This is a genomic window from Thermoanaerobacter kivui (assembly GCF_000763575.1).
In the GTDB taxonomy this organism is placed as follows: Bacteria; Bacillota; Thermoanaerobacteria; order Thermoanaerobacterales; family Thermoanaerobacteraceae; genus Thermoanaerobacter; species Thermoanaerobacter kivui.
The window spans coordinates 1,992,600-2,007,174 of record NZ_CP009170.1 but is presented as its reverse complement, the minus strand read 5'-3'; the positions used below and the strand labels follow the sequence as shown (position 1 = coordinate 2,007,174).

At 35.8% G+C, this 14,575-nt stretch carries 14 protein-coding genes; 13 read left to right on the top strand and 1 reads right to left on the bottom strand.

From position 1 onward, the window contains the following. Window positions 1-97: 97 nt before the first annotated feature. From fusA to radA, 11 genes are all read left to right on the top strand, one after another. Window positions 98-2,143 carry an elongation factor G gene (fusA, locus tag TKV_RS10240; protein ID WP_049685848.1) on the top strand — a complete coding sequence of 682 codons (2,046 nt, stop codon included), beginning with the start codon at window positions 98-100 and terminating at the stop codon, window positions 2,141-2,143. 132 nt (window positions 2,144-2,275) lie between these two features. Continuing rightward, entirely contained in the window at window positions 2,276-3,484 is a 1,209-nt protein-coding gene (locus TKV_RS10235) for an NAD(P)-dependent malic enzyme (protein WP_049685847.1), read from the top strand. Between the two features lie 24 nt (window positions 3,485-3,508). Next, window positions 3,509-3,700 (top strand): hypothetical protein, encoded by a 192-nt coding sequence (locus tag TKV_RS10230; protein ID WP_049685846.1) that lies wholly within the window; start codon window positions 3,509-3,511, stop codon window positions 3,698-3,700. Between the two features lie 6 nt (window positions 3,701-3,706). Beyond that, a complete protein-coding gene (locus TKV_RS13035) occupies window positions 3,707-3,883 on the top strand; it encodes a hypothetical protein (protein WP_158506609.1) in 177 nt (58 codons plus the stop codon). After that, window positions 3,861-4,325 (top strand): CtsR family transcriptional regulator, encoded by a 465-nt coding sequence (locus tag TKV_RS10225; protein ID WP_049685845.1) that lies wholly within the window; start codon window positions 3,861-3,863, stop codon window positions 4,323-4,325. The genes TKV_RS13035 and TKV_RS10225 overlap by 23 nt, the downstream gene beginning before the upstream one ends. Before the next feature lie 14 nt (window positions 4,326-4,339). Then, window positions 4,340-4,855, top strand: coding sequence for a UvrB/UvrC motif-containing protein (locus TKV_RS10220; RefSeq protein ID WP_049685844.1), 516 nt, complete (start codon window positions 4,340-4,342; stop codon window positions 4,853-4,855). Window positions 4,856-4,864: 9 nt separating this feature from the next. Continuing rightward, window positions 4,865-5,884 (top strand): protein arginine kinase, encoded by a 1,020-nt coding sequence (locus TKV_RS10215; protein ID WP_049686278.1) that lies wholly within the window; start codon window positions 4,865-4,867, stop codon window positions 5,882-5,884. A 12-nt stretch (window positions 5,885-5,896) separates the two neighbouring features. Continuing rightward, window positions 5,897-8,347: an ATP-dependent Clp protease ATP-binding subunit gene (locus tag TKV_RS10210; protein ID WP_049685843.1), complete on the top strand. Its 2,451-nt coding sequence runs from the start codon at window positions 5,897-5,899 to the stop codon at window positions 8,345-8,347. Between the two features lie 364 nt (window positions 8,348-8,711). Continuing rightward, window positions 8,712-9,173 (top strand): metal-dependent transcriptional regulator, encoded by a 462-nt coding sequence (locus TKV_RS10205; RefSeq protein ID WP_049686277.1) that lies wholly within the window; start codon window positions 8,712-8,714, stop codon window positions 9,171-9,173. A 153-nt stretch (window positions 9,174-9,326) separates the two neighbouring features. Then, window positions 9,327-10,547, top strand: a complete 1,221-nt coding sequence (locus TKV_RS10200) for an Nramp family divalent metal transporter (RefSeq protein WP_394214536.1) — start codon at window positions 9,327-9,329, stop codon at window positions 10,545-10,547. A 50-nt stretch (window positions 10,548-10,597) separates the two neighbouring features. Continuing rightward, window positions 10,598-11,980: a DNA repair protein RadA gene (gene radA, locus TKV_RS10195; protein ID WP_049685841.1), complete on the top strand. Its 1,383-nt coding sequence runs from the start codon at window positions 10,598-10,600 to the stop codon at window positions 11,978-11,980. A 17-nt stretch (window positions 11,981-11,997) separates the two neighbouring features. Here radA and TKV_RS10190 read toward each other — a convergent pair whose 3' ends face one another. Then, the gene (locus TKV_RS10190; RefSeq protein WP_049685840.1) at window positions 11,998-12,393 is read right to left on the bottom strand and encodes a nucleoside triphosphate pyrophosphohydrolase family protein; all 396 of its coding nucleotides are present in this window, start codon (window positions 12,391-12,393) and stop codon (window positions 11,998-12,000) included. Window positions 12,394-12,675: 282 nt separating this feature from the next. On the opposite strand from TKV_RS10190, the gene TKV_RS10185 reads away from it, so the two are divergent. Further along, complete coding sequence (locus tag TKV_RS10185; RefSeq protein WP_049685839.1) at window positions 12,676-13,779, top strand: PIN/TRAM domain-containing protein; 1,104 nt, start codon at window positions 12,676-12,678, stop codon at window positions 13,777-13,779. Between the two features lie 81 nt (window positions 13,780-13,860). After that, the gene (gene ispD, locus TKV_RS10180) at window positions 13,861-14,544 is read left to right on the top strand and encodes a 2-C-methyl-D-erythritol 4-phosphate cytidylyltransferase (protein ID WP_049685838.1); all 684 of its coding nucleotides are present in this window, start codon (window positions 13,861-13,863) and stop codon (window positions 14,542-14,544) included. Window positions 14,545-14,575: the final 31 nt, after the last annotated feature.

Genomic DNA, 14,575 nt, shown 5'->3' with positions numbered 1-14,575 from the left:
ATTTTTTTATTAAAAATCTCAAAAAAATAAAGGAAAATTTTAAAACGTATAGAATAATAATATTAAGGATTATTTGCGATAAGATAGGGGGATATATATGAAGGATTACAAAACTAGTCAAATAAGAAATGTAGGATTGGTTTCCCATGGGGGAGCCGGTAAAACTACATTAATTGAAGCATTTCTTTTCAACACAAAGGTCACTGATAGAATGGGCCGTGTGGAGAATGGCACAACGGTATCTGATTATGACCCGGAGGAGATCGCTAGACAAATATCTATCTCAACATCTATAATTCCTGTTGAATGGAAAGATTATAAAATCAATATTTTAGATATGCCAGGATATTTTGATTTCTTTGGCGAAGTGGTAAGTGGCTTGCGAGTTGTAGACAGCGCTGTAATACCTGTATGTGCTGCTTCAGGCGTAGAGGTAGGTACTGAAAAAGTGTTTAATTTGGCTGAAAGAAATAAAATGCCAGTGATGTTCTTTATTAACAAAATGGATAGGGAAAATGCGGACTATTTCAAGACGTTGAATCAATTAAGAGAAAAATTTGGTAATAAAGTAATTCCTTTAACACTTCCCATTGGAAGCGAACAAAGTTTTAAGGGATATGTAGACGTTATTACTCAAAAAGCATACGTTTACGAAGAAAAAGGAGTAAAGGAAGCAGAAATACCTGCTGATTTGATGGATAAAGTTTTATCTGCTAAAGAAGAGTTAGTTGAAAATATTGCTGAAAACGATGAAACATTAATGGAAAAATTTTTTGGCGGAGAAGAATTTACACAAGAGGAATTAATTGAAGGAATAAAAAATAGTGTAAAAATGAGAGAATTAATGCCCGTTTTATGTGGCTCCAGTCTTAAAAATATTGGGATAGAAAGATTATTGGATGCTATTGTAGAGTTTTTGCCCTCTCCAGTGGAGGTAGAAAGAGAAGGAGAAAAGGTCAATGAAAATGGTCCGACAGTGGCCTTTGTGTTTAAAACTATTGCAGATCCTTATGTAGGAAGATTATCTATTTTTAAAGTTATTTCAGGAAGTGTAACTTCTGATTCTTCGCTGTTTAATTCAAATAAGCAGATGACAGAAAAAATAAGCCAGCTTTACCTATTAAGAGGCAAAAAACAAATACCTGTATTAAAGCTTGTAGCAGGAGATATAGGAGCAGTTGCAAAGCTTCAATATACTATGACAGGAGATACTTTATGTGACCCTTCTAATTCCGTTACACTAACACCTATCGATTTTCCGCAGCCCACACTTGCACTTGCTATTGAACCTAAATCCAAAGGGGATGAGGAAAAAATCAGCAATGGACTTCAAAGATTACAGGAAGAAGACCCCACCTTTAAAGTTGAAAAGAATTTAGAGACAGGCCAGATGATAGTTTATGGAATGGGAGAACAACATATAGAGGTTATTTCAAAGAAATTAATGAATAAATTTGGCGTGGAGTGTACCTTGATAGACCCTATTGTTCCTTATAGAGAGACAATAAAAGGCAAGGTGAAGGTAGAAGGTAAACACAAAAAGCAGACAGGAGGACATGGCCAATACGGTCATGTGTGGATTGAATTTGAGCCTAATCCCAACAGCGAATTTGAGTTTGAAGATAAAATCTTTGGAGGAGCTGTTCCAAAACAGTATATTCCAGCAGTTGAAAAAGGGTTGAGAGAAAGCTTGAAAGAAGGAGTACTTGCTCGATATCCTGTAGTAAACATTAAAGCGACGTTGGTAGATGGCTCTTACCATCCTGTTGATTCTTCTGAAATGGCTTTTAAAATTGCAGCCTCTATTGCTTTTAAAAAGGGAATGGAACAAGCAAATCCTGTTTTACTTGAGCCTATTGTGAGAGTGGAGGTCATTGTGCCAGAGGAATACATGGGAGATATTATTGGGGATTTGAATAAGAGAAGAGGAAGAATTTTGGGAATGGAATCAAAAGACAACATGGAAGTGATAACAGCGGAGGTACCTTTAGCTGAAATGAATAGATATGCGACGGATTTGAGGTCTTTGACACAAGCAAGAGGAGACTTCAAAATGACTTTTGCAAGATATGAAGAAGCTCCACCTAATGTTGCTCAAAAGATAATAGAAGAAAGGAAAAAGTTAAAAGAAAAAGAAGAATAAGCCTGCAAAAGCAGGCTTATTCTTATGAATTAAGTAAGATTGAATAATTATGCAATGCTATGGCTTTTTTCTGTTAAGCATCTAAGGTATAATATAAGAAAACACGTATTTTAAGGAGGATTTTTTAAACATATGAATATAAGAGAAGAAGCGCTAAAACTTCACAGAGAAAATAGAGGCAAACTTGAAATTGTAAGCAAAGTGGAAGTAAAAAACGACAAAGATTTAGCTTTAGCCTATACGCCAGGGGTTGCAGAACCTTGTAAAGAAATACATAAAAATAGAGAATTGGTATATGAATATACTACAAAAAGCCACATGATTGCGATTGTCACAGATGGGTCAGCTGTTTTAGGGCTGGGAAATATAGGTCCACAAGCGGCACTGCCTGTAATGGAAGGCAAAGCAGTTTTGTTTAAAGAATTTGGAGGCGTTGATGCAGTACCTATATGCCTTGCTATTCAAGATGTTGATGAAATTGTAAAAACTGTTGTGAATATTTCCCCTCCTTTTGGAGGTATTAACCTAGAAGATATCTCTGCTCCCAGGTGTTTTGAAATAGAAAGGAAATTAGACGATATTCTGGATATACCGGTTTTTCATGATGACCAGCATGGTACAGCAATTGTGACTCTTGCTGCTCTTATCAATGCTTTAAAAATTGTAGAAAAAGAGTTAAAAGAGGTGACTGCTGTTGTAAATGGAGCTGGAGCAGCAGGCATTGCTATAGCTAAATTTTTAATAAAAGCAGGGATAAAAGATGTAATAGTTTGCGATAGAAGTGGCATCATATATGAAGGAAGAGAAGATAAAGATGTTTCTAAAATAGAAATTGCTGAAATATCAAACAAAGGAAGGTTAAAAGGAACTTTAAAAGATGCGTTAAAAGGGGCAGATGTGTTTATCGGAGTTTCAGCACCTCAAGTGGTAGATGGAGATATGATAAAATCAATGGCTAAAAAACCCATTGTCTTTGCTCTGGCAAATCCTGTTCCTGAGATATATCCTGAGGAGGCAAAAGAAGCAGGGGCTTATGTAGTGGGGACAGGAAGGTCAGATTTTGCCAATCAAATAAACAATGTGCTTGCTTTTCCGGGTATATTTAGAGGTGCACTTGAGGTTAGAGCGACTAAAATCAATGAGGAAATGAAAATCCAAGCTGCGTACGCTATTGCGCAAACTGTATCAGAAAAAGAACTTAATCCAGAATACATAATTCCAAAAGCTTTTGATAAAAGAGTGCTTAAAAATGTCGCCTTAAATGTTGCAAAAGCTGCTATGGAGACAGGAGTAGCAAAAGTAAAAATAAGCTTAGAAGAATTTGAAAAAAATTTCTTATGAAAAGAGTTAGAGGGGTGGTTTGAAATGTACAAAAGTCCGAGGTTTTTTAAAGGTAAATTGTATAAGTCAGTCAGGGGAAATTTCTTTGAAGAAGAAGCTTATGAGGAACATGATAATAAAAATTTAAAAGAAAAAAGTAGTTTTTCTTCTCTTCTAAATCAAGGGGACCAGCAAGATTTGCAGGAGATAGAGGCTGAGGAATATGAAAATGAATGAAAATGGGTGAAAATTTTAGAATTTGAGAGATATTTTTATTATTTGATGAAAATATTAGGAAATATCACCGACTTTAGTGCGAAAAAGTTATTGACGGCAGAAAGAAAAAATGTAAAAATATATTTGAAGGTCAAAGAAAGTCAAAGTAAAAGTTGTGGTGATGGCGATGGCAAGGTTGAGTGATTTGATCGAAAATTTCATAAAAGACCTCATGGAGGAAGCAGGCAAGCATTATATAGAAATACAGAGAAACGAGTTGGCAAATGTATTTAATTGTGCTCCTTCTCAGATAAATTATGTGTTAGAGACGCGTTTTACCATCGATAGGGGTTATATTATAGAAAGCAAAAGAGGTGGTGGTGGGTATATAAAAATTTACAAGACCTCCATCTCCAATAATTGGATAGATAAAATAATAGAAAACATAGGAGATAGTCTATCTGAAAGTAAAGCAAGGTATTACATTGATGCACTATTAGACCACAATATGATAACTCGCAGGGAAGCTGCTTTGATGAAGGCGATAGTAAATGACAAAGTGATTCCGCTTCCCCAGGAGGAGAAAAATACGTTGCGGGCTGTGTTATTTAAAGCGATGTTGATTGAATTGGCTCGCAACAAATGAAGGAGGTAATAATTATGATGTGTGATAAATGCAAAATAAGACCTGCCACAGTCCATTATACACAAATAGTGAATGGTGTAAAAACTGAAATGCACCTGTGTCAGCAATGTGCAGCTGAAGAAGGACTTTTAAACACTGAGGTATTTCCAACTTTTACGCCCTTCTCAGTTCAAAATTTGCTGTCAGGGTTGATGGACTTTTTGCCTGGCATAGATGAATTTACAAAGCAGCCTCTAAAATGCAGTTATTGTGGCATGACTTATGAAGACTTCAAGAAGATTGGAAGACTAGGATGCAGCCATTGTTATAACGCCTTTTCAGAAGAACTAAATCCTTTGATGAGAAGAATACATGGCAGCACTGAACATAGAGGGAAAATTCCTAAAAAAGCCGGCGGAAAAATGAGAGTCAAAAGAGAAATTGAGGAATTGAAATACCAGTTAGAAAAAGCTATTAAAGAAGAAGCCTATGAAAAAGCAGCAGAATTAAGAGATAAAATCAGAGAATTGGAGAAAGAATTGGGAAAGTAGGTGAGAAGGGTGTTCAGATACGATAATGATGTTGTGTTATCCAGTAGAATTCGACTTGCTCGAAATATAAAAGACATTCCCTTTCCTTCCGTCATGACTGAAGAGCAAGGACAAAAAGTTATAGATTTGGTTAAAAAAGCCATACTGGGCAGCAATACTATTTTGTCTACCCAGTTTGTGGAATATGACATGAAAAGGTTGAGTCCTATTGACAGACAATCTCTTGTAGAAAAGCACCTCATAAGTCCTGACCTTTCACAAAACACAAAAAATGGTTATGCACTTATAAAGAACGACAACACAGTAAGCATAATGGTGAATGAAGAAGACCATCTTAGAATCCAATGTATATTAGAGGGCTTAAGGCTCAATGAAAGCTGGGATATTGCTGACAAGATTGACGATTTGATTGAAGAGACAATAGATTATGCCTATGATGAAAAAATAGGTTACTTGACTTCTTGTCCTACCAATGTAGGGACAGGAATAAGAGCATCTGTCATGGTTCATCTTCCCGCACTTACCATAACGGGACAGATAAGTAACATACTAAATTCTGTATCAAAAATAGGAATTGCAGTAAGAGGTATATACGGCGAAGGTACTCAAGCCTTAGGAGATATTTATCAAATTTCTAACCAAATAACTCTTGGACAGAGCGAAAGAGAAATAATTGAAAATGTTGAAGGAGTGGCGAGACAGATAATTTTCAGCGAAAGAAAAGCAAGAGAGGATTTATACAACAAGCAAAAGATTCAGATTGAAGACAGAGTAGGAAGAGCCTTTGGTATTCTTTCCCATGCAAAAGTGATGTCTACAAAAGAATACATGACTTTAATGTCTGATGTAAGATTAGGAGCAGTTTTAGGAATATTAGACGTCGAGATACAGAAAATTGATAAGCTCACTACCAGTATACAGCCTGCCAATTTGCAAAAAATATACGGGATGCAATTAGACCCATACAATAGAGATATTAAAAGAGCTGAGTATGTAGTGAGACAAATTAATAAGAAAGATAACTTGTAGGAGGTGGATAATATGGCTATGTTTGGAAGATTTACTGAAAGGGCACAAAAGGCGCTTTACTTAGCGCAAGAGGAGGCAAGGTCTTTTTATCACAATTATGTGGGAACAGAGCATATTTTATTAGGACTACTAAGAGAAGATGAAGGAATAGCAGCAAGAACTTTAAAGAAATTGGGAGTCACTTATGAAGCCACCAGAGAAAAGGTATTGTCATTAATTGGAATGGGAAATGTTCCAGGAGATGTTGTAGGATATACTCCGAGGGCAAAAAGAGTATTGGAGTTGAGCTTTAGCGAAGCAAGAAGGTTCAACACCAGTTACATTGGAACAGAGCATATTCTGTTGGGACTTTTGAGAGAAGGCGAAGGTGTTGCTGTTAGAATTTTGATGGAACAAGGTATAGATTTTAACAGGGTGAGAGAGGAGATTGTGAAGATGTTGAGCGAAGAGCCAACTGGAGGTCCTGCAAAAGCTGCTAAAGCTAAAAATACCAACACTCCAACTCTCAACCAATTTGGAAGAGATTTGACAGAGCTTGCAAGGGACGGGAAACTTGACCCTGTCATAGGAAGAGAGAAAGAGATTGAAAGAGTTATACAAATACTCAGCAGGAGGACAAAAAACAATCCTGTTTTAATAGGGGAACCAGGTGTTGGTAAAACAGCTATTGCTGAAGGCCTTGCGCAAAAGATTGTAGAAGGTGAAATTCCAGAAATTTTAAAGGACAAAAGAGTTGTGACTTTGGATATGGCTTCTATGGTGGCTGGTACAAAATACAGAGGTGAATTTGAGGACAGGTTAAAAACTGTGTTGAATGAAGTCATAAAAGCTGGGAATGTAATACTTTTTATAGATGAAATGCACACTTTAATAGGAGCAGGTGCTGCAGAAGGAGCTATAGACGCTTCAAATATTTTAAAGCCAGCATTAGCAAGAGGTGAAATACAAGTAATAGGTGCGACTACTTTAGACGAATATAGAAAGTACGTAGAAAGAGACCCAGCGTTAGAGAGAAGATTCCAGCCTATTATTGTAGAAGAGCCTACGGTGGAAGAGACAATTGAGATATTGAAAGGTTTGAGAGATAAATACGAAGCACATCATAGAGTCAAAATCACTGATGAAGCGATTGAAGCAGCTGCCAAACTCTCACATAGATACATTGCAGACAGGTTTTTGCCAGACAAGGCTATTGACTTAATAGATGAGGCGGCGTCCCGTGTGAGATTAAAAACAGTCACAGCTCCTCCAGAGATTAAAGAGTTAGAAGAGAAAATTAATGACCTTATAAAAGAAAAAGAAGAGGCTATAAGGACTCAAGAATACGAAAAAGCGGCAAAAATAAGAGATGAAGAACAAAAATTGAGGGAAGAGCTAGAAAAATTAAAGGCTAAATGGCAGCAAAATTCATTCTCTGATGAAAAAAGTGTTGGACCAGAGGAAATTGCTCAAGTAGTGTCTTTGTGGACAGGAATACCTGTCAAAAAATTGGCTCAAGAAGAATCTGAAAGGCTGCTTCACTTAGAAGAAGTATTGCATGAAAGAGTTATAGGACAGGACGAAGCTGTTGAGGCAGTTGCTCGAGCTATAAGAAGGGCAAGAGTAGGGCTTAAGGACCCCAAAAGGCCTATTGGTTCTTTCATATTCTTAGGTCCTACAGGAGTAGGTAAGACAGAGCTTACAAAGGCGTTGGCAGAGGCGCTCTTTGGTGACGAAAATGCCATGATAAGACTAGACATGTCTGAATACATGGAAAGACATACTGTATCAAAGCTTATCGGTTCGCCTCCAGGATATGTAGGCTTTGAAGAAGGAGGACAACTAACAGAAAAAGTAAGAAGGAAACCTTATTCAGTAATTTTGCTGGATGAAATTGAGAAAGCCCATCCAGAGGTGTTTAATATACTCCTTCAAATATTAGAAGATGGGCGTCTTACAGACTCCAAAGGAAGGACTGTGGACTTTAAAAACACTGTTATTATCATGACATCAAACGTAGGTGCAGAATTACTTAAAAAACAATCTACCTTAGGTTTTATGCCTCAAGAGAAAGAAGATAAGGCTTCTCATGAAAAGATAAAAGAAACGCTAATGGCAGAATTAAGGAAGACGTTTAGACCGGAGTTTTTGAACAGGGTTGATGAAATAATTGTATTCCATCAACTCTCTAAAGAAGATATTGAAAAAATTGCTGATATAATGATTGAAGAATTGAACAACAGGTTGAAAGAAAACAATATTAAGCTGGAATTTACTCCTGAAGCTAAAGAAGAAATAATAAAACAAGGATATGACCCAAATTACGGCGCAAGACCTTTAAGAAGAGCTATACAAAGAATTGTGGAAAATCAACTGTCAGAGTTGATGTTACAGGGAGAAGTTAAACCAGGAGATGAACTTATAGTAACTGCAAAAGATGGGAAATTAGAATTTATTAAGAAAGATTTAGTAAAAAAGACTTAGCCATCGGCTAAGTCTCAGCTTGTTGACAAAGTAAAAAAATTTTTTAAATAGGATATTTTGCATCGTCACTCCGATGTTCCAAAGCGACAAAACTAAACTCGACCTTCGGGTTCCGGCAGGGTTCCGGGCACATTCGACGTCCTGTCTTAGTGACCGCCTCCGCCATCCTTGGCTTCGGCCCTGCCTCCACCCTTGGTCTTGCTAAGTTTTGTTGCCGCTTTGTCACAAGTCGTTCCTTATGCAAAATATCCTATTTCCGAAAGTTTGTGTACAGTCTGAGACTTAGCCATCGGCTAAGTCTTTTTTTTGTTAAAAGAGAGTATATATGCTATTAGAGATTCTAAATATAAAAGGTTGTGATGATATGGAAAGGGACAAATTTTATACTGTGAGAGGCTACCAAATTCTTTCAAAAAAGGAAAAACGTCTAACACCTGCTATGGAAGACTATGTTGAGATGATTTACAGAGAAAGTTTGAAAAGTTCTTATATAAGGGTAAATGTTCTTTCTGAATTGCTAAATGTAAAAGCACCTTCTACTACAAAAATGCTTCAAAAGTTAAAGGAGTTGGGGCTTGTAGAATATAAAAAGTACGGGATTATAAATTTGACTGAGAAAGGGAAAGAGATGGGCAAATTCCTATTAGAGAGGCACTCTATAATAGAGACATTTTTAAAAAATTTAGGAGTTAAAGAGGAATTACTGGTACAGACTGAGTTAATTGAACACAATATTTCTAAGGATACATTGGAAAGGATTAAATTGTTTAATAAATTTCTATCGCGAAATCCCGATGTTGTAGAAAGATTTAAAAAAATGAAATGAACCCAAGAGGTTCTTTTTTTATGTAACAAAAGGGCAAGAAATCACATATTTTAAATAAGGCGAATAAAATTAGCTTTGTCTAAAACAGGAGGGATTTTTTTGGAAAACCGCACACAATTAAAATCATTATTCGATAATAGAAATTTTTTATCTATTAAACGCAGTTTAAAGAAAATTTTAAAATATTTTGGCCCTGCTTTTGTTATAAGCGTAGCTTATATTGACCCTGGGAATTTTGCTACGAACATAAGCGGCGGTTCAATATTTAATTATCATTTAATATGGGTGATACTTTGGAGCAATATTATGGCTATTTTTTTGCAAATCATGTCTGCAAAATTGGGAATTGCAACAGGCCACAATTTGCCAGAAATGTGTGGCTTAATCTTTAAAAGAAAAGTTAATTGGTTTTTGTGGATAGCGGCAGAACTGGCGGCAATGGCGACAGATTTAGCAGAATTTTTGGGAGGTACTTTGGGATTATATTTGCTTTTTCACATTCCTCTCGTATATGCAGGGCTTTTGACAGGAGTGATCACTTTTATAATTGTGTATTTAGAAAAGTATGGGCAAAAAATAGTTGAAATGGTGATTTTTGTATTGGTATCAGTTATAAGCCTTTCTTATGCTTTTGAGTTGTTTTTAGCAAAACCTGATTGGGGGAAAGTGTTTTTTCACACTATTGTTCCTTCTATACCTAATGGAGAAGCTTTGTTAATAGCAGTAGGTATATTAGGAGCTACTGTGATGCCTCACGTAATTTATCTACATTCGCAACTTGTACAATATAGGAATACAGGAATGACTATTGAAGAGAAAAAAGAACATTTGAAGATGGAAAAGTTGGATATTATAGTGGCGATGAATATCGCTTTTATAATAAATGCAGCTATGCTCATAGTTTCAGCAGCGGTTTTTTATAAAAACGGCATGGTGGTAGAATCCATTGAAGAAGCTCATATGTCATTAAAACCATTGTTAGGTCCTTTATCCAGTTGGGCTTTTGGTATTGCGCTTTTGGCCTCTGGTTTATCTTCTTCCGCAGTAAGTACAATGGCAGGGCAAACTATAATGAAAGGTTTTGTAGGGCTTAATATCCCTCTTAATTTGAGAAGGCTTATTACTATGATGCCTGCTTTGATAATTATTTCGCTGGGGATAGACCCCATAAAAACTCTCATTATAAGCCAAGTGATTTTAAGTCTTGAACTGCCTATGGCAATAATTCCTATGCTTATAATTACTTCTCAAAAAAAGTTTATGGGGGAATTTGTAAATAAACCTATAGAAAAGATTACGGGAGTGATAGTTACATTAGTTATAATTACTTTGAATGGGTTGCTGCTCTATTTTACTTTTGCAGGTATGGCTTAAGTTTGTGATATAATTTAAAAAAGAGGATTTTTAAGAAAGATGGTGGAGTTATGGCAAAACCAACGACAAAGTTTGTATGCCGGGAATGCGGCTTTGAAAGCAGTAAATGGTTAGGCAGATGTCCTAATTGTGATACGTGGAATTCTTTTGAAGAGGAAAAAGTAGTAGAAGTCTTAAAAACATCGGTAAAGGAAAAGAAAAAGTCGGAAGTATTTCTTTTAAAGGATGTAATAATTCAAGAAGATAAAAGGGTAAAGACAGGTATTGAGGAGTTTGACAGGGTTTTAGGAGGAGGAATTATAAGAGGTTCTCTTGTTTTAATTGGAGGAGACCCCGGTATAGGTAAATCTACACTTTTGCTGCAAGTTGCAGGCAATATTTCTAAGTCCATGAAAGTGCTTTATGTTTCAGGAGAAGAATCACTTCAACAGATTAAATTGCGGGCGGATAGAATTTTAAAGGAAAAACAAGAAATATATTTGCTCTGTGAGACGAACATTGAAGAGATAGAAAGGAAAATTGAAAATGTTATGCCAGGTTTTGTTATTATTGATTCTATACAGACTATGTATACAGAAGAAAGCCCCACTATACCAGGCAGTATATCTCAAGTAAGGCAGGTTACACAGCGACTCATGGAAATTGCTAAGCAAAAAGGTATAAGCATTTTCATAATAGGGCATGTTACCAAGGAAGGGGCGATTGCAGGTCCTAAAGTGTTAGAACACATGGTAGACACAGTTTTGTATTTTGAAGGGGATAGAACCCAGTCTTTTAGGATATTGCGGGCTGTTAAAAACAGGTTTGGGTCTACAAATGAAATAGGTGTTTTTGACATGGAAGAGAATGGACTAAGAGAAATTCGCAATCCTTCTGAATTCATTCTTTCAAATAGGCCCAAAAATGTTCCAGGAACCACTGTAGTGTGTTCTATACAAGGAACAAGGCCTATTTTAATGGAGGTTCAGTCTTTGCTATGCCGCACTAATTTTGGAGTTCCCCGCAGGATGGCTACAGGGTTTGATTATAATCGCTCTGTACTACTTCTTGCGGTTATAGAGAAAAGGCTTGGAATAAATCTTTCTCAATTTGATGCCTATATAAATGTCGCAGGAGGCATGAAAATTCAAGAACCCGCTGCTGACCTTGGAGTAATAGCATCTTCTCTTTCTGGATATTTTAATATTCCTATTCCGCATGATGTGTGTTTTATAGGAGAAGTGGGGCTGACAGGGGAAGTGAGAGGAGTAAGTAACATAGATAAACGGATTGGAGAAGCACAAAAAATGGGTTTTTCACAAGTTTTTATTCCGGATATGAAAACGAAGGAAATAAAAAAGTTTGAGAACATAAAAGTGATAAAGGTGAAAGATATAAAAGAAATCCTTGATTTTTTAAAGCAATTACAAAGACAAGAAAGAGCGTCTCTTTGAAAAAGGACGCCTTTATTTTACAGCATGTTGAATATTCCCAGTATGTTTAATTCTTTGTGCTTTTTAAGAAGTATATCGTAAAAATTAAGGCCTAAAACATTGCACAAGGCGATTATGTAGAATATGTTGTTGCCTATTTCTGTTTCTATAACCTCTTTGCAATTGTCACACAGTTGACCTTCTAAGTGAGATTTAAAATATTTATGGGCTTCTTTTAAATTTGCATCAGGGGGAGTTTCTTGTTTGGTGGCATTTATCCTTATACATCCGCATTCAGTTACAGATTTTGCAACGGCTCTGTTTATACGGGCGCTGCTCTCTTGTATTTTTGTCATTATATCCATAATACTTCTGTGGCGAAGAAGGTATTCATCTACTGTGTTTTGGAGGTCATCTACAATAATATCCTTCATTTTTTAGTCCACTCCCGTCCACTAAGTTTTTATAACTTCTTTTGCTTTTATTATAGACTTAAACTCATACAATGTCAATATTTAGAATGGCATTTAAATACATTATATAGCATTAATGTAATTTTAATCTTCAACTAAATTGACAATCGCTACACATAAGTAGTATACTGTAATTGACAGCAGGATATACATGTAAAAACTATGCAATATTTTTAATTATTCCCCCACTAATACTTATAATAATGTGAAAAATAGCCAATAATAGAGATAGGAGGTGAGAATATGTTAGATAAAATTATAAAGGGTGTTATCACGTTAATTGGTTTTGTTACTGGTTTTGAAATGTCAATAATTTTTCTAAATCTTTTAAAACTTCAAAGTTTTGTAAGTTTGCAGGTAAATTATCTCTCAACTATTATAATCTATGTGGTAGGTATGTTGATAGGCGGAATTATATTTTTTGTCATTTCTCCTAAACTGATAAAGTGGGGGAAAGACTTTGAAGTATGGTTAGAGTCGAGGCTTCAAAATATGCCGATGTCGGATATTTTGATAGCAGCCTTTGGGCTTATAGTGGGGCTTATTGTAGCAAATTTGATAAGTGCGCCTCTTTATTCTATTTTCATTGTAGGCAAAGTGGTTCCTATTCTTTTGGGTGTGTTTTTAGGCTATTTGGGAATTAAGATTTCTTTAAAAAAGAAGGAAGAGTTTTTAAATTTGTTCTCTTTTATGAAAAAGTTGGGGCCACAAAAAAATACTAAAAATGAATACAATGGAATACCTAAAATTTTGGATACAAGTGTTATTATAGATGGAAGAATATTTGACATATGTAAGACAGGATTTATTGAGGGACCTTTGGTAATTCCAAGTTTTGTTTTGGAGGAGTTGCGGCATATTGCGGATTCTTCAGATTCTTTGAAGAGAAATAGAGGAAGGCGCGGCCTTGATGTGTTAAACAAGATACAAAATGAATTGAACATTAAGGTGGAAATTGTAGATAAAGACATTGATGCAGCAGAAGTAGATACTAAGCTTTTGAGGCTTGCCCAAATGCTCAAAGGTAAAATAATCACCAATGATTATAATTTAAATAAAGTAGCAGAGTTTCACAGGGTGCCTGTTTTGAATATAAATGAGCTTTCAAATGCAGTAAAACCAATTGTTCTTCCTGGAGAGGAAATGGTGGTTCAAGTCATTAAAGACGGGAAAGAGTCAGGACAAGGTGTTGCATATCTGGACGATGGCACTATGATTGTAGTGGATGGAGGCAAAAAGTTTATAGGAAGTACCATAGAAGTGCTTGTAACAAGTGTGCTACAAACAGCGGCTGGAAGAATGATATTTGCGAAGCCTAAGCAAACAGAACAAGAAAAAGCTATATAAAAAACGCAGGGAAACCTGTGTTTTTTTGTGTCGACGTGTTATAATTGGAGTATGTAATAAGTTATTTGTGAGGTAGATAAGATGATTGCGAGCGCGGTTGTCGTTGCGGCAGGGAAAGGCACAAGAATGGGACAGACGGTAAATAAAGTGTATATCCATTTAGGCGGCAAACCAGTACTGTATTATTCTCTTAAGGTTTTTGATGATATTGATTGTATTAAGGAAATTATTGTTGTTGTCTCTAAAGAAGAAATGGGATACTGCCAGCAAAATGTTATTAAAAAATATAGTTTTAAAAAGCCTATAAAATTAGTAGAAGGTGGAAGTGAAAGGCAGCATTCAGTATATAATGGTCTTATAAATACAAGCAAACATTCGGAAATTGTGGCAATTCACGATGGAGCAAGGCCTCTTATTGACAAAGAGATAGTTTTAAATACTTTGGAACAGGCTTATGTGTATAAAGCGGCAGCAGTTGGAGTGCCTGTTAAGGATACAATAAAAATTGTCGATGAGGATAATTTCATAGTAAGCACTCCTGACAGAAAATTTCTGTGGGCTATTCAGACTCCCCAAGTTTTTGAAAGGGGTCTGATTATCGATGCACACCAAAAGGCTATAAAAGAAGGATTTATTGGCACTGACGACTCAGTTTTAGTAGAAAGATTGGACTATAAAGTAAAAGTAGTTGAAGGAAATTACAAAAATATAAAAATAACTACACCAGAGGACTTAATTGTGGCAGAGGCATTTCTCAAAAAATAACGTTTTTTTTACATCCTCATATAATTTAGTA